General features: G+C 57.1%; 20 protein-coding genes and 1 tRNA gene. 11 read left to right on the forward strand and 10 right to left on the reverse strand.

What is annotated here, in order from left to right; genetic code table 11:
* Positions 1-105 precede the first annotated feature (105 nt).
* Positions 106-699 carry a helix-turn-helix transcriptional regulator gene (locus G6K99_RS23475; protein ID WP_174195785.1) on the forward strand — a complete coding sequence of 198 codons (594 nt, stop codon included), beginning with the start codon at positions 106-108 and terminating at the stop codon, positions 697-699.
* Between the two features lie 264 nt (positions 700-963).
* Here G6K99_RS23475 and G6K99_RS04035 read toward each other — a convergent pair whose 3' ends face one another.
* From G6K99_RS04035 to G6K99_RS04045, 3 genes are all read right to left on the reverse strand, one after another.
* Complete coding sequence (locus G6K99_RS04035; protein ID WP_062453579.1) at positions 964-1,503, reverse strand: DUF6656 family protein; 540 nt, start codon at positions 1,501-1,503, stop codon at positions 964-966.
* Positions 1,504-1,984: 481 nt separating this feature from the next.
* Positions 1,985-4,720: a glycosyltransferase family 2 protein gene (locus G6K99_RS04040; RefSeq protein ID WP_174195786.1), complete on the reverse strand. Its 2,736-nt coding sequence runs from the start codon at positions 4,718-4,720 to the stop codon at positions 1,985-1,987.
* Positions 4,721-4,866: 146 nt separating this feature from the next.
* The gene (locus tag G6K99_RS04045) at positions 4,867-5,163 is read right to left on the reverse strand and encodes a hypothetical protein (RefSeq protein ID WP_113109633.1); all 297 of its coding nucleotides are present in this window, start codon (positions 5,161-5,163) and stop codon (positions 4,867-4,869) included.
* Positions 5,164-5,285: 122 nt separating this feature from the next.
* On the opposite strand from G6K99_RS04045, the gene G6K99_RS04050 reads away from it, so the two are divergent.
* Positions 5,286-6,452 carry a hypothetical protein gene (locus tag G6K99_RS04050; RefSeq protein WP_174195787.1) on the forward strand — a complete coding sequence of 389 codons (1,167 nt, stop codon included), beginning with the start codon at positions 5,286-5,288 and terminating at the stop codon, positions 6,450-6,452.
* Positions 6,453-6,891: 439 nt separating this feature from the next.
* Positions 6,892-7,947: a polysaccharide pyruvyl transferase family protein gene (locus tag G6K99_RS04055; protein WP_244631352.1), complete on the forward strand. Its 1,056-nt coding sequence runs from the start codon at positions 6,892-6,894 to the stop codon at positions 7,945-7,947.
* A gap of 49 nt (positions 7,948-7,996) precedes the next feature.
* Here G6K99_RS04055 and G6K99_RS04060 read toward each other — a convergent pair whose 3' ends face one another.
* The 4 genes from G6K99_RS04060 to G6K99_RS04075 all read right to left on the reverse strand — a co-directional run bounded on the left by G6K99_RS04060 (position 7,997) and on the right by G6K99_RS04075 (position 12,105).
* Positions 7,997-8,695, reverse strand: a complete 699-nt coding sequence (locus tag G6K99_RS04060) for a hypothetical protein (protein WP_156466389.1) — start codon at positions 8,693-8,695, stop codon at positions 7,997-7,999.
* Positions 8,696-8,742: 47 nt separating this feature from the next.
* Complete coding sequence (locus tag G6K99_RS04065) at positions 8,743-10,062, reverse strand: glycosyltransferase family 1 protein (protein ID WP_244476065.1); 1,320 nt, start codon at positions 10,060-10,062, stop codon at positions 8,743-8,745.
* A 138-nt stretch (positions 10,063-10,200) separates the two neighbouring features.
* A complete protein-coding gene (locus G6K99_RS04070) occupies positions 10,201-10,920 on the reverse strand; it encodes a hypothetical protein (RefSeq protein WP_062453573.1) in 720 nt (239 codons plus the stop codon).
* A complete protein-coding gene (locus G6K99_RS04075; RefSeq protein ID WP_062453572.1) occupies positions 10,921-12,105 on the reverse strand; it encodes a glycosyltransferase family 1 protein in 1,185 nt (394 codons plus the stop codon).
* 170 nt (positions 12,106-12,275) lie between these two features.
* On the opposite strand from G6K99_RS04075, the gene G6K99_RS04080 reads away from it, so the two are divergent.
* The 7 genes from G6K99_RS04080 to G6K99_RS04110 all read left to right on the forward strand — a co-directional run bounded on the left by G6K99_RS04080 (position 12,276) and on the right by G6K99_RS04110 (position 21,434).
* Positions 12,276-13,346: a polysaccharide pyruvyl transferase family protein gene (locus G6K99_RS04080; protein ID WP_062453571.1), complete on the forward strand. Its 1,071-nt coding sequence runs from the start codon at positions 12,276-12,278 to the stop codon at positions 13,344-13,346.
* Between the two features lie 11 nt (positions 13,347-13,357).
* Positions 13,358-14,398, forward strand: a complete 1,041-nt coding sequence (locus tag G6K99_RS04085) for a polysaccharide pyruvyl transferase family protein (RefSeq protein WP_062453570.1) — start codon at positions 13,358-13,360, stop codon at positions 14,396-14,398.
* A 171-nt stretch (positions 14,399-14,569) separates the two neighbouring features.
* Complete coding sequence (locus G6K99_RS04090) at positions 14,570-15,706, forward strand: polysaccharide biosynthesis/export family protein (protein ID WP_062453569.1); 1,137 nt, start codon at positions 14,570-14,572, stop codon at positions 15,704-15,706.
* 156 nt (positions 15,707-15,862) lie between these two features.
* Entirely contained in the window at positions 15,863-17,143 is a 1,281-nt protein-coding gene (locus tag G6K99_RS04095) for a hypothetical protein (RefSeq protein ID WP_174195788.1), read from the forward strand.
* A 1-nt stretch (position 17,144) separates the two neighbouring features.
* On the forward strand, positions 17,145-17,939 hold the full coding sequence (locus G6K99_RS04100; RefSeq protein WP_180215421.1) for an ABC transporter permease: 795 nt from the start codon (positions 17,145-17,147) through the stop codon (positions 17,937-17,939).
* A gap of 145 nt (positions 17,940-18,084) precedes the next feature.
* Entirely contained in the window at positions 18,085-19,818 is a 1,734-nt protein-coding gene (locus G6K99_RS04105; protein WP_174195789.1) for a tetratricopeptide repeat protein, read from the forward strand.
* Between the two features lie 287 nt (positions 19,819-20,105).
* Complete coding sequence (locus G6K99_RS04110; RefSeq protein WP_174195790.1) at positions 20,106-21,434, forward strand: capsular polysaccharide biosynthesis protein; 1,329 nt, start codon at positions 20,106-20,108, stop codon at positions 21,432-21,434.
* Positions 21,435-21,470: 36 nt separating this feature from the next.
* Here the strand turns inward: G6K99_RS04110 and G6K99_RS04115 are convergent, their stop codons facing one another.
* Positions 21,471-21,830, reverse strand: coding sequence for a hypothetical protein (locus G6K99_RS04115; protein ID WP_174196041.1), 360 nt, complete (start codon positions 21,828-21,830; stop codon positions 21,471-21,473).
* Between the two features lie 284 nt (positions 21,831-22,114).
* Between G6K99_RS04115 and G6K99_RS04120 the strand changes: the two genes are divergently transcribed.
* A tRNA-Pro gene (locus tag G6K99_RS04120) sits at positions 22,115-22,191 on the forward strand.
* 59 nt (positions 22,192-22,250) lie between these two features.
* Here G6K99_RS04120 and G6K99_RS04125 read toward each other — a convergent pair.
* Positions 22,251-23,417, reverse strand: a complete 1,167-nt coding sequence (locus tag G6K99_RS04125) for a glycosyltransferase family protein (RefSeq protein ID WP_174195791.1) — start codon at positions 23,415-23,417, stop codon at positions 22,251-22,253.
* Positions 23,414-24,664 (reverse strand): glycosyltransferase, encoded by a 1,251-nt coding sequence (locus G6K99_RS04130; protein ID WP_174195792.1) that lies wholly within the window; start codon positions 24,662-24,664, stop codon positions 23,414-23,416. The genes G6K99_RS04125 and G6K99_RS04130 overlap by 4 nt, the downstream gene beginning before the upstream one ends.
* Between the last annotated feature and the right edge of the window lie 9 nt (positions 24,665-24,673).

A 24,673-nucleotide genomic window follows, 5' to 3' on the forward strand; every position in this document is an offset into this window, starting at 1 on the left:
GAAGAAATTGGTTCTTGTGTCGCATTAATGAGTTCATTCAATACAATCTCTCAAAGCCTTATCGATGTTTGGCTGCGGTCGGGCGAGATGGCAGACCCGGAAAGCGTGTATTCTAGCTTCGTCTCCAGCCTCTCCATCAAGATGGCGCTGTCCGTTGTCGCAACGGGAGACGAAGACCCGTATGACTGGCGGTTTCGGCGGGTGAGGGACTTTGGGTTCAAGAGCCATTTGCTTGGTCAATTGAGGCTGCAATTTCCCGATGCCAACCTTCGAGATCTCGATCGAGGCTTCGTCGATGAGGCCATCATCCCAACCTATTCCCGCTGTCTGCAGGTCGGGCGCCCGACGCTTGAGCTTGTCAGAACGAAGGTTCTCGGGGTCAGGATCGGCTACGAGCGACTGCTGCTTCCTCAAAAGTGCGAGGGAAGGCCGAACTGGTGTATCAGTCTGGTCGAAGGGCGGTTCTTTATTCCGCCGTCGAAAGAAGCAAAGACCGACATGACGGATGACAACATCATCCAGCTGCTGATCGAGGGGCAGACGACCAAGGAAATCGCCGAAGACCTTCACCTCTCGCCAAGGACGATCGAGCATCGCATCGACAAGCTGAAGGGTCGGTTCGAAGCCAAGAACCTCGTGCACTTGGTGGCAAAGCTCGTCGCCACGCAGATTGGTCATAGGGAAAGAGAGAACCCCTAGAGCGTTTCCTGGCAAGATTGAAGCATTCTGCTGCCTCGAACGATTGCAGATGGTTGCCCGGTCGGCGCCCGTCGTAGCCACATTCGACGGTCAAGTCGGCCGGGCGCTCAGGCCTCCCGATCCAGCCAACCCGATGGGCCGGGCAGCCTTTCGCCAGGATCAAAGTCGATCGGCTTTGACGTACCCACAGATATGCCCTTCGCCTTGCCTGTCCGAAATCCTGCGCCGGCAGGATGATTTACTCTCGCTGGGAAACGCTCTCGGTTACCGGTTTACAACCCGATTGATGGCAGCTCTTTCCCGGAGAGCCTCAAGCGACAATCCGGTACTTGTCGATGCGACATTGTAGAGGGCAGTGGAGATATTCTTGGTCTGGAAGGCAAGACCATTTTCGCCGAGCCGGTGATTGAAGCCTAGAAAATTGCCATTGCGGTCGAGGAGTACGTGGAGGCCGAAGAACATCTGGTCGAAGTCCTGGCTTCGCGGCTTGTAAAGATCTGTGCCGCCTGCGGACGTGTTGATCTCGCCGTCGAAATTCGCGATGAACATCTGCGTGACGGCGATGGCGTTGGGGCCGTGCTCGGTTACGACTTCCCCGAACTTGCAGGCTCCAAGATGCGGGACAGACTGCAGAATCGACGCACGAATTGCCTTGCGCATCCGGTGCCCTGTCGGAAGCGAAGAGGCGAAGAGGTGATTGGCATCGTCGCCGAGGATCGACAGGTTCTCCTTCGTGACAGCGATGACTTCTGAAAGAACCATGTCTGCGGCGAGCCGTCGAAACTTTTTGGCTGAGGTTGCCATCGGTTCCGGCTCGCCCGCTTCGCCATGAAACCAGCGTGTGTATTTCGCTGATGGGAGCGCAGCATCGCTAGAACTTGAGGCGGACAACGCCGTGCGCGAGATTTTCTTTACGTCGTCACCGAAACGGTCCCCGTACTGGAGCTTGGCTACACTCATGATGCCCTCTCTTCTTGCGTTGATGAAGAAGATATGAGTGCAGCCTTAAGAGGTTGCTCCCAGACGCTCCGTAGTTTCCCCCTCAATTGACGCAGGTCAACTTTCGCTAGGGCGCGCTTGCAGCATTTTGGAAAGGCGGTTCTTCGCAGCAATGGCATTCGGTATGCGGATGAGCATGGGTGCAGACTTCGAGCCTCCTCCTGCGCACTACATTCACAGCCCGAGGATGATGCTCAGCAGTTGACGAGCGAAGTTCCGGAGATCGGGAGATACAAGCAACCGTACTTCCTCTGCAGCAGTAGCAGGCTCGACTTCTCTCCGCTTATCAGTCTCTATATGAAAAATCCTCTCGTTCCGCAGTGAGGTTCACGTTGTAGAACCGATCGCGTCTGACCTTGTCGCCCCACTTTGCCAGCATGAAAGCCGCTTCGGCGCGATAGCGCTCTGCCTTTTCTGACGATGTATCGAGGCCACGGCTGATGCTTTCAAGATGAATGAGCGTAGCGTGAGGAGTGTAGAGATTGCGGTAGCCAGCCGCGTCGAGCTTAAGGCACAGATCGACGTCGTTGAAAGCCACTTTCAAGTTGTCCTCATCCATGCCGCCTACCTGGCAATACTTCGCTTTTTCGACCATCAAGCAGGCCGCGGTGACAGCGGACAGCGATTGGGTCGCCGCAATCCGTCCCATGTAGCCTGGATCATCGCCACCGCGAAACTTGTGGGGATGCGCGGCCACCAGACCGATACCACAGATGATGCCCGCATGCTGGATGTGTCCAGTGTCGTAGAGAAGCTTGGCTCCGACAGCGCCGATTTCAGGACGGCTGGCTTGAGAAACCATTTCTCGAAGCCAGCCGCCATCAGTCACAATGATATCGTTATTGATCAGGGCGAGCATGCTGCCCTGTGCGTTTTCGACGGCGCGGTTGTTGAGTCTGGAGAAATTGAATGGCCCCGGCGCCGCTAGGATGCGAATGTTGTGTCTGCTGCGCAGAGTATCGAAGTAAGCAAGGGTCTCTTGTTCCACACTACCATTGTCCACGATGACGATCTCGAAAGCGGGATAGTCGGTGTGGTCCAAAATGGAGTCGATGCAGGCTCGCAGCAAACCGGCGTAGTCGCGCGTGGGAATAATCAACGTCACCATCGGCGCAGGATCGGGAACTGGCCAGATGACCCGGCAAAGATTTCCAGGCAGGGTTGAAGTGTTTGCTCGTCGGCCATGCCTACGGAGACTGTCCTCAACCGCCTGACGCCGGGCCTCCGTCATTGGATAGGGCAGCAAGGGACTGCCACTCGTCTTTGCTGGACTTCCTCGGTGGTAGAGCACACGCGGAATATGCGTGATCTCGTCCGGGGACAGCACTTCGGCCGCTCGCAGCACGAGCTCTTGCGTATCGAGGTTCGCGAGGTTGCCGAAAGAAGGGCAGCAACTTTGTGCAAGACCGGTCTCGAACGCAACCGATCGTCCCACATAGTTCGTTGCATAGAAATAATCCGGATCCCAGTCCGGCTTGAAAAGCGGAGAATGCCGACGCTGGTTCTCGATTGCGTCTTCATCGCTGTAGATTAGCTTCGACATGGGCTTGGCGATATGGTGCTCGACAAGCTTATAGAGCGCGATTGGGGCCAGTATGTCTCCTGCCGACAGGAAAATTACAAAGCGCCCGTCGCAAGCATTGAGTAGGGACTGCGCGGTCTTATCCTCTTCGGCAAAGGTAGTGATAAACCTTGTGTCGTTCTCTTGAAGGCTCGTGATCGCATCTTGGCTAACTTGCGGAACATCTCGAGCCAAAACGACATGCAGTTGCCAGTTCTCGTAGATCTGGCGCTTCAGCGATCTGAGTGTCTCTTCTCCGCGCTCGGCCGTCTCTGAACTGATTGAAACGACGGCCGAGATCATCGGGCGTGTTCGCCAGCGATCGACCGCCCGCCTGAACCGCGCGAGGTCCTCATCGCTTACGGTATCGTGCTTGGCGATCCAGGTTTCGTAGGCGTCGCGTCCGGGATAAGACAGTATTTTTGCCAGATCGTGGGCGAACCGGTTTGAGGAGCGGTGTGTCCTGAGGTCCGTCAAAGCAGCGCGCGCCGCATCACGGTCTATCCTGCGAGCATGCCTAAAGCTGCTTGCCATACCAATCTGTCGAAGCGAGAATGCGTTGACAACAAAGCTTCCTTCGGTGCTCGCTGGATCGAGACGAAGGCGTAACACCGCGTCTTCAAGCAAGCCGACTGCACGAAACTTTCCATTGCCCTGGGGTCGCAGGTTGAATGTAGAAAATCTCGACCATTCCGCACGATGTTCGACGTACAGAACCGGGGTAAAAACCATCGCCGTTCCCGACACCTCAAGCTCGATCGAAAACCAGCCGGGACGAAGTTGCTCACCTTCCACGACGACCGAAAACTGCGGTTCTTTCGTTGTCGCGACGAACTTGTTGTCGCGGATGACGAGGTGAGCCTTCGGATTGAGGCGAGCCTGCAAGGACCGTTCCTTCGCGAGCCTCAGTATCTCAACCATGGACAAACCGAACGGCGTGGCTTCCCCATCCCGTTGGCCGTTGAGCTCATTGATCTCCGCAATCCGGATCTCCTCACGGCCTTGCAGCCTGGAAAAACCAGCAAGGCACGTAGCGGTCTCCATGCCCTCATTCCGTGTACCGAGGTCAGTCGGCGCATTCGGTCCTGCCTGCATTAGAGAAACGCGCAGGCCAGCGATCTCCTGCTCGACAGGTGGTGACAGCGGCAGGGCGCTTAGGGCTTCAAAGGTAGCAAGTGCGTTGGCCAACTGACCTAGGCGCTTGAAAAGATGAGCAAGGTGGAGGCGGGCATCGGGGTAAGTTCCGTCGCAGTGGATGGCGAACTCGTAGGCTCGGATCGCCGCCTCGAACAGCTCTGCCTCCTTTAGCATGTGCGCGTACTGGACCCAGCCTTCCGCCGATGGTGTGCCGTGTTCGAGCGCTTCGCCATAGAGCGTGGCCGCAGCCAGCCATTGTCTATTGTCACGCAAACGATCGGCACGAGCAGTCATTTCCGTGAGTGCAGCCTGGTGCAAACTCATTAACGTCATCCATCCCAGAACATTGCATGCCAATCGGAGGTCGACACAACATCGCAATTTGGTTGAGTCAATTCAACAGTTTCGGTTATCACCCTCTTGTAGACTGCCGGGTTTTCTTGAAGTGAAACCGTGCTTGCAAATCAATCCTACTGCCTTGGGCCACTATCCAGATCGGCGTGCAGATTGATCCGGCGCCGGTGGTCAACCGACTTCATGGTCCGATAAGGTTCGAGTGCAATACCCTTCATCCCCAAGGGTCTGAGTATTGACCGCCATTTCAACTTTAGGGCGTTAGCACGCAGTTTAACCTCGGCGCGCCTACGATACTCGGCACGCTGACGTTCCTGTTCCTGCACCTTCCGATGAAAGCCGATCCCGGCAACCGTAAACAGGACGACTGCACCGATGACAACCAGAACGGAAAGTGTGGAGAGGGAAACCATCCAAAACTCGTGGAACGAGACTGCTTTTCTTTCGGAAGAATAGCAGACGCGTTACCGCATTGTCGCCTTAGTTATTGAGAATGCTGACAGTGCCGCAATCGCGCCGGAGCTCAGAAAGATTGATGATGTATACTCGCTCGCATGGCGCCTTGCGTCGGTCCTGCTTTTCCCGTTCGAACGTTTTGGGTGGAGTTGCCGCAGCACTCGTCTCATTGTCGCCACAGGCGCTTCAGGCGGCCGAAGGCTCAGGGCCCATCTCGGACTTCATGACAATGGACGTGTGCACGCAGTCGGATGGCTCCGTTGCGATGGGTAAGATCCCTGGCTCGCCGGACTGCAGCAGTCGGCGCAACATCAAGCCTGGTGAACAGCCTACCTATATCCTGCAGAACTTCTCTGGACCAAGATCCAAGTGCGCCGGCGGCGCCGTCACCAAGGTAAACATACCCGTCACCATCGGGGCAAATACGCGCATCACGAGCTCTACTTTCAAGGCGGGGTGCGCGGGCCCACAATCGGTTGACGACGTCGAAGGTGCCGAAGACAATGGACTTTCCATCCAGTGGTACGACAAAGGGTATGGTTTCCTGATGGGAAGCTATAGCCCCGTTGCCTTGTCGACATTTGAATCGGACCAGTGCGCCGATAGCGGCGGTACGTCGCGCCGCTTTTTCCGAGGATGGGTGATCGCACCGGCAACTGTTCCGGCGAGAGGCGAAAGCGGATATGGCGTGTTTCCAAGCAAGCTTCACAACGGTCAGCCTTCCGAACTGCCGGTAGCCTGCGCAACGCGCTACAATCGCGGCCTCACCACCTGGGCTGTTGATGATTTCACCTACAAGTCAGACCGTCGTCTGTTGTCAATTGTCTCAAGCCACTATTCGCGTAGCGGCGAGGATGGCAAGGGACCCGGGAAGGCAATGCAAGTCGAGCAGACTTACTGGACGAGGGAATTTGGTCTCTCTCGCTGGGAAAAGTGGGCTCGTGAGGACTGGGTTCATCCGCGGTCTCAGAAGTCCGCTGCGGACCTGGCACAAAGGCTTGTCTCGGCGGGTCGATGCAGCAGGCCAGAATTGGCGGCTGTTAGATATAACGCCAACTTACAGGTGTCGGGTGTTTCTTCTGAACCGAACGTCTACAGCCGTCTAGTAACCGACCCGAGCTCTGGCGAAAGCCACATGTGGTACATGACGCTATGCGAGGACTACACCAATGCATCGCCGGCTGCCCCAAAGATGGACTATATCAAATCGATCAACGGACTTGCCAATGACATCTACTGGCGTTGAGCAGCGTGGCGTGCCGGCCTGATCACGGAGTCGATACCGGCCGCTATGTTGCATAGCCGACTGCGGCAACACATATGCTCGACATGAGTATCGCGATGATCTTTATATCTACAATCGGCGCAGTCGTTCTTTTGACGATCGCAGGTATCTTGCTCGCCATCAGGACGCTTGCGGTCGCGCATCGGCAGCAGGCAAAAGAGGACGCCGCTCTTGCAAGGTCAATGGACAAATGGATAACAACGATCGGGGAGCGCGAAGAGCGACGGCGGCTGAGGCAGACGGAGCGCCGCGCTGCTAGGCTTTCCAAGCCACGTCACAGTAATGTAAGGGCAACGCCTGTCCAGGCTGACCGGCAAAGAGCATAGGCCGTTGGCGATGGTTCGGGCTGGTAACAACGATTGCACCCAAGGGCATGCAATCTCCTAATTAGTAGGTATCTATGAAGACAAATGCGCTTGCCCAGTTCGCCCGTACGAGCGGCTATGTGCCGCTCGCGTGGGCTGGTTCCACAATGGCAATGGACTACCTCAACATCGGTGACGCGCTGAGTCCCGTCATGGTCGCTCTCATGTCCGGTCAAGATGTACAGCGCCTTCCAACGAAAACCCAAGCGCTTCGGATGGGTTGCGTCGGGACCATCGGCCACGGCTTTTCCGGGGGTGAGGTGTTTTTCTGGGGCACCGGATCTTCGAGATGGACAAATCCTTCTGCGCCCGCGGCGGAGCGCCGCGAGTTTGAGATCACGCCCGATTCCAGCTTTACGGTGACTGCCACGCGCGGCCCCGTGTCCGAAAGCATTTTGACCGGCCGCGGAGAGGGAACTGTCGGGGTCTACGGCGATCCTGTATGGTTGCTACCACGTTTCTACAATCCGACAGTCGAGAAGAAGTGGAAGCTTGGGGTGATCGTTCACCTTTCGGAGCTCTCCGATCGCGATCCGGAGGCGCATTTGCGGGCCGAGCTTCTCCGTTATCAGATCCCCCTAGAAATGCGGGACGACATCCGCATCATCAATACCGTGAGTGCGATCGACATCCAGGGCATACGCGGCAAGATCGACGAGATCCTAGCATGTGAGCGCATCGTCTCCACAAGCCTTCATGGAATGGTGTTTGCGGAAAGCTACGGCATACCCTGCCTCCATTTTCCGTCGACCGGCGCAGAGAGCGGCCTGGGTGTGCGAGATCTGCACTCGGACGAGGTCCTCGACCTTCGCATTGTCGATCTTTACCGCGGTCTGGGTCTTTCCAGTCTGCCGGTTTATACGCAGCCGCATGGCGAGCAGACAGACTGGCATGACTTGACGAAGTCCATTGACGAGGCATGGCAACTGAGGCGCCTCGATGAACAGGCGCTCATCGACGCCTTCCCGGTTGACTATGACCCGATCATACCCGCGGCCGGAACGACCATTTGGGAACATCCGGTCTTAAACAACCTGATTTTCCAGCATGACGTCAAGGAGATCAACCGCGTTGCGAAAAAACGTGCGTGATCGCACGGCGTAACGCACCCACTGCTACGGCGGCGGGTGCGTTGAAACATCAGGCGTCTTTCTTTGCCGTCTCGATGAGGGTGAGGATAAACGCACTCAGCAAAGCCAGGGCAGGGGTAGGAGCCGACTCAGGCTTCGGTTCGTCACCAGCCCAAGTGCCAACCTTCGCGACCGAAGGGTCACTGAGGTTTTCGCCGTTGCTACCCAATGTCCACCAGCCATTCGGGAGCACTCTCTGAATGATCATGGACATCAGGTCTAGCGACCGAGACGGCGAGCCCGGCGGCAGGATATCTTCGGTCGAGGGGTTCGTGTCGAAGATCTTGGCATAGTAGATGCGCTTGGCAAGATCGTCGATGGCCTCGCTTGCTTCCTCAGCCGCCTTCACCTTTCCGCGAATGCTTCGTAATTCGCCAATAGTGATCGGCTTGGTCGCGTTCGCTTTTTCGATCTCCTGAGCCAGCAATTCGGGTGAACCGTATCCGCCGGGTACCATTTTAGCTAAAGGTAGTTCCGCGGGCAGCTGTCCGTTACGAATGACGTTGGCGATGCCCTTCACGGCATCTCGAAAAATCTCTCGTCTAATCTCCGCAATGTCGCGCGGACCTGCTTCAATAGCCGCGCAAAGTTCCAGCAGAAGTGCAGAGGACGGCGCATCGGGAGCCTGCGCTGCGAGATCGCGAGCCTGTCCGAGCAGGTCGTCGTTGCGGGGCGGCTCAGCATTTGAGGCAATTTCGCTGATGTCCAATCCCCTTTTCCTTAGGCCTATAGCCTCGGTTATTTTGAATATGCGGCTCATTTTAGCTTCTTGTAAAGCTCAGTTAGTCGTTCTGAGTAGCGCTCTGGCGAAAACAGCTTGGCGCGTTCTCGCCCCGCTGCCTCGTAATGCGCAACCATGTCGTCATCGTTCTGCATGTCACGGATCGCCCGTGCGATCGCCCCGACGTCATATGGGTCGACGAGATAGGCGCTGTCGCCCGATACTTCCGGGTTCGATCCTTCCGTCCCTGTAATCACGCCTGTGCCAAGCTGCATCGCCTCGAGGATAGGCAGGCCGAAACCCTCGTAAAGCGAAGGAAACACGACGGTGCGCGCGCACCTTATGATCGAGGCGAGCATGTTGAGCGGCAGATATTCTAGACGGATAATCTGCTGGGCTCGTGAAACAGCGCTGATCGACGGATCGACGGTCTTTTTACCGCCGCTTTGTCCGGAGACGCCGAGGAGACGCAGATCGTTGGCATCCTTCCACGTCAACTGCCCTACCACGACCAGCGGATATCTTGACTGACTCGCGAGATAGGCTTCGATAATCCTGCCAACATTCTTCTTCGGTTCAATCGCACCAAAGAACAGGAAATATTTCTTGGGTTCGAGACCAAAGATCGCTTCGACTTCTGTCGCCACTTCGTCGAATGGCCGCTCCAGAATTGCACTCGGCAAGCTGACCGATTGATAGGTGTTCGTAACCTTCTCCTCGGGTACGCCAAGAAGATCGACAATATCGCGCTTGGACGCTTCGGATACCGTCACGATATGATCGGCGTCACGGGCGATATCGCGCGCAACGCGGAAATATTCCTTCTTGTTGTCGAGTGTTGTGTAGGGAAGGCGCAGCGGGACCAGATCGTGGATAGTGTAGATGTTCTGGGCGTGCTTCAGGCGGATGGGAAGCGGGTAAGTCCAGTGGGCAATTTCAGCGGGGCGCTCATACGAGGTCTCCATGAACTTGCCGTAGACCTTGAAATGCCAACGAGCGACGGTGAAGAGGTGCTGGTAGTTGAAGATGCGGTCGTACGGGGGCAATATCCTCGTCGGGTGCCTCGCAATGACCTTGCCGGTGATGGGTACTTCGCGAGCCTTCAATCCCATCGGTGATCGAAGGAGCGTTTTTGCCACGTCCATGGTCTTCGGCGATTTCGTCACCGGATCGAAGAAGTTTACTTCGTTAAGCAGAGGGTTCGTACCGGTTGACGTCCGCAGGCCGTAGAGCAGATCAATCTTGTGTCCGAGCTTCGACAGTTCCAGGCTAAGATTGCGCGAATACGTGGCAACTCCCGTGCCTCTTTCCAGAGCAAGGTTGTAGCCGTCAATCATAATGCGTCTGTTGGTCATGATGTCTCTTGCTGGACTTTCGCTGTTTTGCACGTATCGGAGACGTTTGTAGCCCGAGTTGTTGTCGTCGACCCTAATTGCGGGATCGAGCCAAAATTTGCAACCGCTGAGCCCGGCGCATCACTGATCTCCTCAAGGCTATCCTGGATTGACCAACTGGATTTCACCTCCAGTGGCGTCTTCGCTAGTCCCGTCTCCATCGCGCAACGTCGCTTCACCGAGTAGAGCGATCGCTTCATCGGCAGTATCTGTCTGCTGGATACTCATTCTGTCTATGACGTAAAACTCGTTGCAATATTTGCGAATGACCGTCGGAGAGGAGGTGTAGATGATGAAGCCGGACGTCTCCATTCTTTCTCTGACAAGGCTCGTGCACTGATCGCGAAACGGTCCGCGCCCACCAATCAGCGAGTCGTCCACCACATAGGTGTCGAAGGGGATGGCGTAACTGGAGGCAAAGATGAACTTGGTACGCTCGTCCCTGCTGTAGAGCTTGAACGACTTGTCAATCGTCTTACCAAGATCGGCGAAATCGACAACGAACTGGATGATCGGGCGCGGGTCGAACCCGAAGACCCGGCAGAGGAACGCAAGGTTTTCGCGGCCCGTGAGAAGATTGTTGAACACACCGCCACCACCGACGGGAAAGGAAACCAACGAACTGCGTTTGACGCGCCCGAAATCTGGCCGCAGTTTACCGGTGGTGAGATCGGTCGCCGTGGTTTTGCCGGCGCCGCTGGGCGACAGGATGCCGGTGATCCTGTCGGGGCTGAACGTCACATCGGCAGCTTCGAAAACTTTCGTTTTCTTGTTTTTCTGCTTCAATGTTTTGTAGACGTTTTCAAAAACGACTGACATCTATCCGACCTGTCTCGTTATGTCGTGGGCAGGAGGGAGCGACCGCGAAATGATTTCGCGCTTCCAACCTGGACCATCGAGCGGATCAAGAAACACCGTACCTGTCGGAGCGATCTCGCGGAAAACGGGAATATCGGAAACGATGCAGGGCAGATCAAGGGCTGCAGCTTCCAGAAGTGGGATGCCAAGACCTTCGACAAAGGACGGAAACAGCAGCGCAGTCGATGCTTTCATCACGGCTTGCACTTCTCCATCCGAAAGGTCGCCGAATTCGGTGACGCTACCTTTGATCGCCACGCACCTGTCCAGCATATCCAAGACGTTCTCGTTCTCCCAGCCTCTTTTACCGATGATGCAGAGATGCGGCGCGTCTTCTTGCTGCTCCAGCATCTGCCGCCATAGGTTCAGAAGCAAAAGATGGTTTTTTCGCGGTTCAATCGTACCGATGACGGTAAAAAATGAACGTTGGCGAGAGATAAAGGTCTCGATTTCGGTGCGGATCGGAAGCCGCGCAGCGGTGGTTGGGACCAGCGCCGGTTTAAGGACGATAAACCTCTCGACCGTCCACCCCTTTGTCCCGGCCAGTTGGCGAAAGCGCGTATCGGTGTCGTGCGAGTTCGATGCTATGGTCACCGGCGCATCCATTAACTCGCCCAGATAATTTTCGAAAGCCGGGCGAGTTTCCGGACGCTGATACTCCGGCATCTCCAAAGGGATGATGTCATGAATGTAGATGACCCTCTTCATCGCCTTCAGGGGATCGAGTCGACCGATCCCCCCCTTAATTTTTCCAAGTCCCGAATGCGATGCAACGACATAGGTCGTGTCGGAGGTGACAACCGTTCTCCGGTCACGTCTCGTGACCGACCCATATGCAATCTCGGCTGTGTACGACTGGGTACTTCGAGCGCGTTCGTTAGGGCTTTGCTTACCGTTCCACCGCGCGTCGAGGGCGCGAAGCAAGGACATTCCAGTCTCGTGGCGCAAGATAGTTACGCCAGCTGCTCCGGCATAGAGAAAATAACATGACGTTTTAAACCGAGCCGCAAGATCGAGCGCGATCTCCAGATCGATGCGATCGACACCGGTTGCAAACGCCCTGTTACGGCTGCGCAACAACCGTGAGAGATCGAACAGTACCTGGCTGGTTTCGATCGGAACTGGTGGCATCTGCAGCTTGAACATCTGGCTCTTCTGATACTCTTGTCAGATTGGTGCCGCAATGTTTATGCACGTGACGGCAGCGGGGCGATTGAAAAACGGTGGCGTTTTGCTTTAAGGCCTAGTGATAAGACCGATTGCGCCACTCTGGCGCAAGACCTAGACGTATATTTCCAACACGAGAATGGGACGAGATGTCAAACAGTTTGAAGGAGGTTGTGGCCTCGACCGGCACCATTCCTCTGTCTTGGGTGGGGCAATCGGCCAAACAGTCTTATTTCAATCTCGGTGACGCCCTGTCGCCGGTCATCGTATCGTTTCTATCGGGGCTGCCTGTAAAACACGTCGCTGCGAAATCCCGTGAGACGCGCCTGGCAGCCGTCGGAACGATAGGTCACATGTTCAGGGGAGGCGATGTCTCCTTCTGGGGTACTGGTACGTCTCCCCATCTCAACCCACACGACGCACCGAAGGAAAAGGTTCCTTATTCTCGCCCGCAGGATACGACCATAACGACCTATGCGACGCGGGGCCCCTTCACGCGCGAGGTCTTCGGACTCGATCAGGCCGGCCCGGCTATCTACGGAGATCCGCTGTGGCTGCTGCCGCGCTTTCACGAGGCGCCGAAGGAAAAGCGCTTTGAACTGGGTGTCATCCTGCACCTTTCAGAACTCGCTGACCGCAACTACGTCGCTACGCCGAAGAGCGAGTATCTTCGCTATCGGTTGTCCGGGGCGGACGAGACATCCGTCAAGCTGATCAATACCGTAACCGCTCCCACCACAGCCGCGCTTCGCGAGCGCCTCGACGATATTCTGTCCTGCAAGCGTATCGTGTCGACCAGCTTGCACGGCATGGTTTTCGCCGAATCTTACGGTATTCCCTGTCTGTATTTCTCCCCGCGGGCGTCCCGTGCTGGGCTTGGAAAAATCGATTTTTCTGAGCCGGATGTGATCGATCTGCGTTTCAACGATCTCTACAGGGGGCTCGGTCAAACGGCTTTGGATGTCTGGTATCAGCCCCGTTCCAAGCCTACGGACTGGGGTGAGTTGATCCGCGCGATCGACAGCGTCTGGTTCCCGAAGACGCTTGATGAAGATGCACTCATTGAAGCGTTTCCGCTTCAGGTCGCGCCTATGAGTAAGGGGCCGACAGGAAGTGCGTTCGATCATCCCTCATTGAGCCGGATGATCCCGCCAAAGCCGGAGCCATCGACGAACGTCGGTTCCTCGCTTTTTAAACGCGTCATTTCCCACTTTCGGTAAGCGAGAGCTCCATGCCACTCAGTGCCGCAAAGCGGTTTCTCAGCCGTGAAAAAAATCCCGCCAGCGGAGCTGTGACACGGCCAAGGCTCGGCCGTCCGCGCTCGCTCAGGTTCACCTGGGTCTGGACAACGGACACGCATTACGACGCAAACCTCGGCGATGCCTTGAGTGCAGTCGTCGTTGCAGCCATGTCTCGGCTGCCAATTCTCAGAGCACCTTTCAGTGCCAAGAAGGAGCGCCTGGCTGCTGTCGGTACGATCGGACATGCCCTGCATTTCGGCAAGGTGCATCTCTGGGGTACCGGATTTGACATGCAGCGCGATCGCACGGGCGGCCTTGTCGGTTACCAGATTCCAGATGACACCGAACTTGTCGTCCACGCGGTGCGCGGCCGCAGAACCGCCGCAGCGCTCCGCGCAAAGGGTATTGTCGTACCAGAAGCCTACGGTGATCCCGTCTGGTTCCTACCCAAAATCTTTCCGGATCCAAACGTGAAGAAATGGGATCTCGGCGTAATCGTCCACATATCCGAACTCGAAGCACCAAATGCCAACGCGCTGGTAAAAGCGGCGATTGCGCGGTACCAAATTCCGCCGCACCTGGCGGAGCGCGTGCATATCATCAACACGTACACACCAGCGACTATTGACGGGCTCCGATCGAAAACGGAGGAAATTCTTGCCTGTCGGCGGATCCTGTCCACAAGTTTGCATGGTCTCGTGATTGCCGAGACCTACGGTATACCATGTGCTTGGTTTGCGACCTATGGCGGCGAGTCCGGATCGCTCGCGATCGATGGCAGCCAGCCGATCGATCACCGGATGAAGGACTTTTACAGCGGCGCCGACCGCGACACCGTTTTAAGCTATCTTCAGCCGCTCGATCACCACACGGATTGGGAGAATGTGATTCGCTTTCTTGACGAAAACTGGGAACCTCTCAGCTATGATTCCACTGGTCTTTTTGACGCTTTTCCGTTGAGGAAGCACGTGGATCTCAGTGAAGCAGAGTGGGAGATACCCCCTGCGATTCTGTCCCAGATTCCACTTTAGAAGAAATTGTTAAGCCAATCCTTTTACAAGGAAATACCTCTGCAAATCTGTTTCATATCCGGATTCGCAGTTGAACAAGATTGCTCGGTAGTTTACTGATGCTGGCGCTCCTCAGGGGAGTGTTGCAGCCATTGCGAAGAGTAAAAGTGAATGCAGTCCCATAGACGACTTTTGGCCGCATCGGCGGTAGCCCTTTGCTCATTTGCAACGTCATGTTCCGTTATTCCGAGCTCCGGCCCGAGTGCTGGTCAGATCGAATCGGGTTCAAGTTCTGTCGAAGCGCCCTACGTTCTGATCAATGTCACGCAGCGAGTTGCCGATCTTCTTTCCGTTTCTGATGAGAAGCCGTTGTCAGTTGCCTTTGGTAACTCCGGCCGCGCGAGTACATCCCTTATCGGCGTCGGCGACGTCGTCACCGTCGCGATTTGGGAAGCGTCTGAGAACGGCCTGTTCTCCGCAGGCGCAGGACGGCAGGGTGGTGCACAGATTCCTGAGCAGCCTGTTTCTGAAAGCGGTATGATTGTCGTTCCCTATGCCGGTACGATCCGCGCCGCTGGACGCAGCCCTCAGCAAGTCAAGGCCGATATCGAGAAGGCTCTTTCCGGCATGGCAGTCGAGCCACAAGTGCTCGTCAACGTCGCAAAGAACAATGCGAACGCTGTGACTGTGACAGGCGAAGTTGCCTCCAGCGGGCGAATTCCGTTGACCGCGGGCGGCGGACGTCTTCTGGACGTCATCGCCGCTGCCGGCGGACCTCGCATGGAATCGCATCAGCTGGCTGTCCAGATCTCGCGCGGTATGCGGACAGAGACGATGCCGATGGAGAAATTGATCTCCAGCCCGCGCGAGAACATCTATGTGCAGGCTAACGACGTAATCGCTTTGATCCGTCAGCCGCGCAGTTTCACGGTGTTCGGCGCCGCGACAGCCAACGCATCCGTGCCGTTCGACCAGTCGCAGCTCTTCCTCAATCAGGCTCTCGCGAAGGTAGGTGGTCTCAACGATGAACGCGCCAACGCAAAGGGCATCTTCATCTATCGTCGAGAACCTCTCGCGGAGGTTCGTCGCTTCAATCCGTCGGCGCGCGCCATGCATTCGGATGGAACAGTCAACGTCATCTACCAGATCGATCTGAAGGACCCGAGCGGCTTCTTCGTCCTCAAGAGCTTCAAGGTCAATAACGGCGATCTGGTTTATATTGCCAACTCATCGCTTGCGGAGCTTCGTAAGTTCTCTACCCTAGTCAGCACGACTGTTTCCCCTGTCACGCAGGGCGCGGGTGTAGCCTCGACTGTGAACGGATTGTAAGCCGAGCGCTCTTGAGCCTTCGAAAAGCCGATATCGCTGTTTAACACGCGCTCACGATCCCGTTTCTGGTCGAGACGTGGAGCGCCGGGTTGTTTGGTGACTGACATTTCGTTATGTTACTTTTCATAGCAAACATATTTGACAAAGGGCGATCGGATGAAGTCAGACGGCTCACTGCTCAGGCGGCTGGATGAGGTGCGTCCTGGAGGGACAGGCCTTGCCCGCCGGCAGCCGTCTTCAGCCAACCTTCCGGCAAGAACCCCCGATCTGAAGCCCACTTTAGTTCCGCCCAGCCAGAAGAGCGTAGTTACCTACAAGGTTCGCGGAGCGCCCTCCGAGGGCGGACTCAAGACTTGGGGTAAATGGATTTTCTTCCTGATCGCCGTGATTATCCCAACGATCATCGCCGGTGTCTATTACGCGTTCTTTGCGGCGCCCCAGTATGTTTCGGAATTTCGCTTTTCCGTGCGGCCAAACCTCGGCGCGGGGGCGGGCTCGTCGTCGGCGGACTCTTTGCTAATAATGTCGAACAGCTATATCGTATCTGACTACGTGGGCAGCCGCGATGCAGTCGTAGCGCTCGAGGAAGCTGTCGGACTTCGACAGATATATTCCAGCGGTGCCGTTGATTACATGAGCCGACTCGATCCTTCGGCTTCGCTGGAAACGCTCGTCAAATATTGGAACTCGTCGATCCATACGAATTACGATATCACGACGGGTATCAACGTCGTGGAAGTCGCGGCGTTCACGCCAGCCGACGCCCAGAAGATCGCCAACGCGCTTAAGGTCCTTTGCGAGAGCCTGGTCAATCAGATTTCTGACGAAGCCCGCAAGAGCCAGATGGACTTTGCGCATACGGAAATGGCCCGTGCCGAGTCGCGCCTGAAGGATGTTCGTCGCGAAGAGACAGAGTTGCGCACGACCCAAAAGTCGATCGATGCGCGCAAGGAGGCCGACGGTCGGCTTCAGTTGAACTTGAAGCTGCGCAGCGAACTCGCCGGCCTGCAGGCGCAGTATGACAGTTTGACGCAATATATGGACCCGAAGTCGCCACGTCTGTCTGTGATGAGGAACCAGATCAACGCGACCAAGGAGCAGGTCGCACAGCTTCAGGACCAGGTTGGCAGCAACATGCAGGGTGGAAGTGCCGGCAGCGAAATGATCAACGCACAGGTGCTGACACGCTACGACCAAATCCAAACGGATGTCGAGATCGCAACAAAACTCTATCAGTCGGCTCTTACGAACTACGAGTCAGCTAGGGCACAAGCGAGCCACAACCAGATTTATCTTGCGACCTACGTGCAGCCGGGGTTGCCTGAGGTTGCGTCCTATCCCAAGGTATTCTTCGATACCTTTCTGGTCTTCCTTTCCGCCTGTGGTATCTGGGTCGTGTTGACGCTGGTCTACTACAGTATCAGGGATCACGTCTGATATGCTGCTTAACACGGTTGCGCTGGGCCTGCAGCGTCAGGTGCGGGTCGTCACGGCCCTCACCATCCGCGAAGTGCGGCTGCGCAACAGCAAGCACGCATTCTCGCAGCTATTTGATCTTTTGGAAGCGCTCTTCTTTATCCTCGCTCACTGGGTGATCTTCACCTTCTTGCATCGAGGTCTGTTGATCGGCGACAGTCTGCTCCTGTTCATCACGACGGGTATCTTCCCGGTCCTGTTTTTCAGAACCATGAGCATTCGTGCGGCATCGGCTATTGCTGCGGCGAAATCCGTCACAACGATTCCGTATGTTGAGGCAATCGACTATGCGATCGCGAGAACGTTCGTTGAGTTCCTTTCGTTCTCGATCATGTTCATACTCTTCTTCGCGATGATCTCAGCATTTGGGCTGTCGAAGTTCGCCATTCCGTATAATCCTCGTGCGATCATAGAATTCGGCATCATAATCGCGCTCTTTTCGTTCGGTATTGGTCTCATCAACTCTTTCTTGATCGCTCTATTCCCGCTTTGGAAATTTGCCTGGGGCATGATCTCGCGCGTCCAGATCTTCTTCAGCGCGGTATTCTTCATTCCGGAATACATGGTCCCGCAGGTGAAGGAGATCCTCGCCTACAACCCGATCATGCATTTTGTGGCTTTGTTTAGGTTGGGCTTTTACCCCACGTATCCGACCCACCTGCTGTCGGTCCCCTACATCATCGGTTGGACCTGCGCGGTTCTGCTCTTGGGGCTGGCTCTCGAGCGTGCGCTTCGGGATATGCGTATCCATCATTAAGGCGTACGGTTTTTCCGGAACCGCTTGACTAGCGATGCAAGAATACCACGGCAGGCTTGGTTGTATTCCGTTACCGAGCAATCCGAGATTGCCTGCGCTTGCACTATGGACTATGTATTCATAGTTGCATTGGGGAGCATGGGACGTGGGGATCGTCTTATTTGACAACGGCCACACCGTTATCGAAGCTGGACAGTATCAAGCTCCACGCTTGGGCGTTGTCGTCACCTTTTCGTCTTTCGGCGAAAACGATCCCAGCCGCGATGGGTTCGGACAAAAGTTTCTCGAAAAGCAAGGCTATGCCGTCGTCTCTGTGAAGAAGCGGCATGACAACTGGTATCGAGACCTCTCTTTTGCAGATTTTACCGAAGCCCTAGAATCGGTTCTAGGGGGCTTTAATCGGCGGTTCACGTATGGCACCAGCATGGGTGGGTATGCGGCTCTCTATTATGCCAGCTGCATCGGCGCGACGGCCATTGCGATCTCGCCGCGCAACTCGATCGACCCGAGATTTCTTATCACCAGCTATTCCCACTTTGTCACCAGTTGGCCAACACAGCACAGGCCACTAAAGGATATTTCCGACCCGATACTCAGGCCATATGTTGTCTACGACCCTCTCGTCGCAGCGGACAAAGCCTATATCGAACGAGAGGTTCGTCCGGCGTTCCCCGTTGCGCATTTTGTTGAGTTCCCCTTTTCCGGCCATCCTTCAGCTCAGGCGATGCTCGAGATCGGCAAACTGAAGCCGTTTGCCCAGGCTGCGCTAGCGGGGGATTGTCCCGGCCCGCGTATCGTTTCTGCCGGTTCCAAGCGGCGCTCCGCCGTCATAGTCAACGAGATGTCCAAGTGGGCGGTTGATCGCAACCGATTTGCGCAGGCTGCGCGTCTGTCGCAAGTAGCCGTCGGAATTGGCGGTAGCCGCCCAGACTTTCTGTACCAGCAGGTTGCTGTCATGATTGCGAGCGGGGCTCTTAGCGAGGCTAAAAAGGCAACCAAGGATGCAATTGTCGCTGGAGGCGGAACGGTATCGCTCTACCATCGGCTAGCTTCCCTTTGCAGCAGACTAGATGAACAGGACGCAGGTCTGGACGCCATCAATGCAGGCCTCGAACTGTCACCCCGCAATGTTGGTCTGCTCCGTACCCGGAGGAACCTCCTGGAGAAACGTGGCAGTCTGGATGCGGCATTCGTCGACGCGTTGACGGTGTTGGAAATTTTGCCCGCAAGCGTGTCCGACCGAATGCAATTGGCCGGAATGCTGATCGCAAAGGGAGCCCACGCCGAGGCACTGCAGCATCTGGATGCCAATCCTGAGGCGTCTCTCGACCTTTCCACCGTTCGCCGCCGACGCGTTTGCCTTGAAGCTGTGGGCCGAATGCTGGATGCGGAGAACGCCGCCCTTGTCGCCATATCGCTGGCACCGAACAGTGTCTCAGACATGGTTCAGCTGGCGAACATCTATTTTAAGACGGCAGAGACTGACAAGGCCTTGCTTTGGCTCGACCAAGCGATCGCGATATCGCCGGATAATGTCTCTCTATTTCGTCGCAAGCGCAATTATCTCGAAGCGGCAGGACGAATCTCCGAGGCTATCGATGCGGGTGTCCGCGTCCAGAAACTGCTGCCCGCAAGTACGACAGACCAGCTGCGTTTGAGGAGACTGCAGCTTCGCCGCTACCAAGAGCAAGGCAAGCAGGGCCGGGATGCAGTCATTGCCCGTATGCGGGCGCAGTCGGCCATTGTCAGCAGGGCGCTTGTCGATACCGAACAGTTTGCTCTGTTTCCGACGTTGTTAAGTTCGGCGATGAACGTTCTCGCCGGAGAAGAAGTCGGTGCCTGGACCGCTACAGGGGTCTTGCTCGGCTTCGGTTCATGAAGCGAGGGGAACCGATCATCCTCCAAACTGCCGTCGCGCGCTCCCACGCAGATAAGCGGGATGTTGGGATTGATTGCTCGTGCCACAGCCGCTGCGTCCATGTGGTCAGCGCTGTCGCTTGACACTCCAGTCGCCAGCGCTTTTATCACAAAACCTGCCCCGTTTTTGACCCCGCTGCGGAAGCGGTCTCAGGTCTCCCTAGCAATCACGTGACGGACGCCCGCCATTGCCGTAAAACCTCCGATGTCGCCGATACAAACAGGCTTGAACAAGGAAGACAGTCGAGGATGATTGCCGCTGGAGTGCCGGGTCTTGACGGACGACACGTGTTTGCGGTGCATATCCGCCGCTGGAAGCGGGGGATGCTGGAGGCCTATTTTCCGCATTCGAGCTTTCAGTATCTGCCGCTTTACCTGAGCGATCTCACGTTTGTTCGAGACTGGCAGGACTTAATCCTCGCAACACCCGGCGCGACCCTGCTGGTCTGGAGCCGGAATGTCTCGGATGCCATCCTGGAATTCGCGCATTCCAACCATATCCAGGTCGTGTTTCTGGAAGACGGGTTCATCCGCTCGCTGGTCGGCAATGCCAGCAAGAGCCTGCCGTTCTCGCTCACACTCGATAGCCGCACGCCCTATTTCGATAGCCGCCAGCCCTCCGATCTCGAAGATATCCTGAACAGCTATGATTTCGATGCCGACCCTGATCTGATGGAGCGGGCAAGGGCCGGCATCGATCTTCTGCTCCGGTCCGGCCTCAGCAAATACAATGCCGCTGCCCGACAAGGCGCAGGAGCAGATCTCCTGGCGGCAAGGGCTGTACCGGCCGATGCTGTGGTGCAGGCGCAACGTCGCATCCTTGTTATCGGCCAGGTGGAGGACGACGCGTCGATCCGCTTCGGTTGCGATCGTCCGTTTACCAACAACGACCTCGTGCGGTTGGCAGCCAAGGAAAACCCGGATGCCGAAATCCTTTACAAGCCGCATCCCGATGTTCTGAACGGTGTCCGGGCGCAGCGGTCCGATCCGTCCGACGTCACCGATCTCGCAACAATTGTCTCCGCGCCGGTGTCGCTCCCGGATCTTCTCGCGCGCGCCGATCATGTCTACGCCATCACGTCGCTCGCAGGCTTCGAAGCGCTGCTGCGGGGCCTTCCCGTGACGCTGGCCGGATGTCCGTTCTATGCCGGGTGGGGCCTGACCGACGATCGGCAGCCGAACCCGCGGCGGGGCCGCAGGCTTACTATCGAACAGCTGTTCGCCGCGGCCTATCTTTTCTATCCGCGCTATTTCAATCCGGTCGATGGGACCCAGATCGATTTCGAAACCTGTCTGGCGCTGGCGCTCCAGTGGCGCGAAAAGGGCATGCCGGAAACTCAAATCAGGGAAGTACCGATGCCGGCGCGGCCGGGCTTCGAGATGCGGGGCGCCTATGGCCTGTTCGGCTGGCGGCATCTGCTGACCGTGCCGATTGCTTGGCTGATCAAACTGGCGGGGTCAGAGCAGGATGCGCGCGATTTCCGCCGGAACCCGATCCTGTTCTTCCGCGAGCTATCCAAACCGTGGCTGAGACGCCTCGGACGGATCCTTTATCCCCTCGACGGGGAGAGCCATTGAGCGGGCATCGCCGAGTGACGGCGATGCCCGTTCCATTTACTTCTTCGGCAGCAGCAACTCTTCGCAATAGCTGGAGCCAGTGGAGCCGGGACGATCTGCGGTGATGGTGATGTCACGGATCGTGTAGCTTTCGGAAACGGTGACCTTGGCCGAGCAGCTGACGCTCACCGATTTGCCGTTTGCAAGCTTGATGCGGGTATAGCCGCCGCGCCAGTTGTAGATTGTCGAGCTGCCGCTATCGACATCGCTCAAGGGCGGGCTGAACTTGGCGAAGAACTCGCCAGCCGAACGGCCGGTCCAGTAGGTGTTGATCGGGCTGCTGGCAACGCTGACAGTGGTGCATGCAGAAAGCGCTACCGCGAGAACGGCGGTCAAGGGGAACAGGCGGCGGCTCATAATCTTCAACAAATCCTCTTGCATGTGGTGATCGCCCCAGACAATGCCTGCCAGGCAGGGCTTTTGAGATGGGCAAAGCTTTGATCTCGCACTAACAGATTTCCGCTGCCTGTCGCGACATCATCTTTCCAAACAGCTCTCAATTTTCATCCGAGCCGCTTTTTTGCAACGCCTGTTACACAGGGTGTTGCAAGCGATGATCAGGCCTGCACGAGACCTCATATTTTTTCAAAGCACACGCTTGTGCAACGGAAAATGCCGGTTTATAGAGGCGCCACTGGTCACGGAGTGTAGCGCAGCCTGGTAGCGCACGTCGTTCGGGACGACGGGGTCGGAGGTTCAAATCCTCTCACTCCGACCAGTTTGACCCTTCTCCCGCGAGGCTCCTTCCCGAAAAATCTCACTTCACAAGAGCGCGTTTCATCCACGCCCATCCAGCATCCCCGCCACAATCTCCGCCGACCTCTCCGCACCATCCAGAGAAAACGGCAGCTCCCGAAAGCCCGTGACCTCGCTCGCCTTCTGGATGGCCTCTGCCAGCGCTTCACCGGTCAGCGAAGCCTCATCCACCACTTGCGCAAGTCCAAGCGCTTTGAGCTTTTCGGCGCGCACAGTCTGCTCAGTCTCGCCGCCGGCCGCGAACGGGATGAGGACTGGCCGGCAGGTGGTTCGGAAGAGGTCGCAGACGGTGTTGTAGCCGGCCTGCGAGACAGAGATTTGGGCATTTGCCAGAAGCGACGGGAAGTCGGGGCGGAAACGGATGACCGTCACGCGGGAGCCGGCCTCTGCCGAAATACGGTCGAAATCCTCCGCGGGAAGATTGGGCCCGGTGATGACGCACCAGCTGCGGCCGTCGTTGAGAATGCGCTCGGCTTCTAGGGCCGCGCCGATCAGCCCCGCACCGACGGCGCCGCCGCCGGCGGATACCAGCACGTCGAACCGGTCGGGCGAGGGGGTGGGCGTGTTGGGTGCGACGAGGCCGGTATAATGGATCTTGCCCGCAAATTCCGACGCCCTGCGAAACGTCTCCTCAAGCTTCACGAAGCCCGTATCGCCATGCACCAGCACGCCGTCGAAATGGTCGCGCATCAGGGCAATCGTCTCGTCGTCGCGGCCGGACTTGCGGTTTTCCTGCAGAATGTCGCGCACGGAGGCGAGAAGCAGCGGCTTTGTTTCAGCAGACCTGATCGCGTCCAGCAGCGGCAGCAGTTCGAACCGCATCTGCCGGCGACCGAAGGGAAACGCTTCGGTGATAACCACGTCAGGCTTCAGGTCGTGAAAAAGATCGAGCAGCAGGCCGGTGCGGCGGGCTTGGAAAGCCTCGTCGACAGGCTCGCCGGTCACCGCATCCGCAAGTGCCGAAAATCCACTGTTGGAGGCGACCACGGGCGGCAGTTGCACATGCGCCATGCCTTCAGGCGGAAAGCCCTTCACCGGCGTGCCGCCCGTCACCAGCGTCACATCGAACCCGGCGCTCTGCAGGGCCGATGCCACGCGGCTGGCCCGAACGATGTGACCGATGCCCAGTAGATGCTGCACGTAGAAGAGGACGCGCCTACCTTTGCCGATTGAGGGATCGTTGTTCATCGATGGGCCTCCCGGCTCGCAAAACTTTGCGTGAATAGCCGCTTGAGGTCGGCAATGCTGGCATGGTGGTCGAAGTCGTGGCGCACCTTTGCCTCGGCAGCCTGACCCAGGCGTTGGCGAAGTGCAGGCTCGCGGATCGCTTTTTCAAGCGCTGCCGCCAGTGCCACGGGATCTTCCGGCGCAACCAGCAGTCCGTTTTCGCCATCGACGAAAAGTTCGGTAATGCCTGAAATATTGGTCGCCACCACGGCAAGGTTCTGGCTTGCGGCCTCCACCATCACGTTGGGCAGGCCGTCGCGATCGCCGTCGGCGGTGATCCGGCAGGCGAGCGAGAAAAGGTCGCTGTCGCGGTAATGGTCGAGCACCTCGCGCTGGTCCAGCGCACCCTTCCAGGTGATGCGGGATGCGATCGAAAGGTCTTCGGCAAGTGCCTTCAGGGGAGAAAGCTCATCGCCGCCGCCGATATGGGTAAAGCGCCAGGCAAGCTCTTTGGGAAGCAGCGCCAGTGCCCTCAGAAGCGTATCATAGCCCTTCTTCTTCACCGCCCGGCCGACGCTGACGATCCGGACGGGATCATCCGGATCGCGCCCGTCGCGGGCAGGGCGGGTACCTGCAAAATGCGGGAACCGTTCGAGATCCAGCCCATGATAGCTCAGATGCACGTTGTCGCGGGCCGAAAGGCTCTGCAGCCGCTCATGGCCGGCCTTGGTGCAGGTGACCGTCCAGTCGGCCTCATCGAGCTTGTCGGAGAGATCCCACGCCTCGGAGGTCCAGATATCTTTGGCATGCGCCGAAACGGTAAAGGGAATGCCGCTCATGCGGCTTGCATAGCGGGCAACGGCTGCCGGCGTGTGGATGAAATGCACATGCAGCCAACCGGCATCGTTTGGCCATTCGGCCACCAGAACCGCAGCCTGCCCGAACCGCCGGAAACGGTTACGGGAGATATCGCGCGGCAGGTCGCGGAAAAACGCCTTGAGCGCCGAGCCGAAACCCGGCAGCGTCACGACCTTCATGAGCGCTCTTGCCACCCGCACCGGTTCCTCATGCAGGTATTCCGGCAGGTAGCTGACCGGCGCCTTGATCTCGTCATGCACGGGATGCCGCTTCTTGTCGGTCGGGCGGCGCATGGCCACCAGCTTCAGGGTAAAGCCTGCCCGTTCCAGCCCCAGCAGCTCCTGGGCGATAAACGTTTCCGAGAGCCGCGGATAACCTTTCAGCAGCACGACGATGGTCTTGTTGGTCATGTCAAAGCA

The organism is Neorhizobium sp. AL 9.2.2 (assembly GCF_013317225.1).
Lineage (GTDB): Bacteria > Pseudomonadota > Alphaproteobacteria > Rhizobiales > Rhizobiaceae > Neorhizobium > Neorhizobium soli.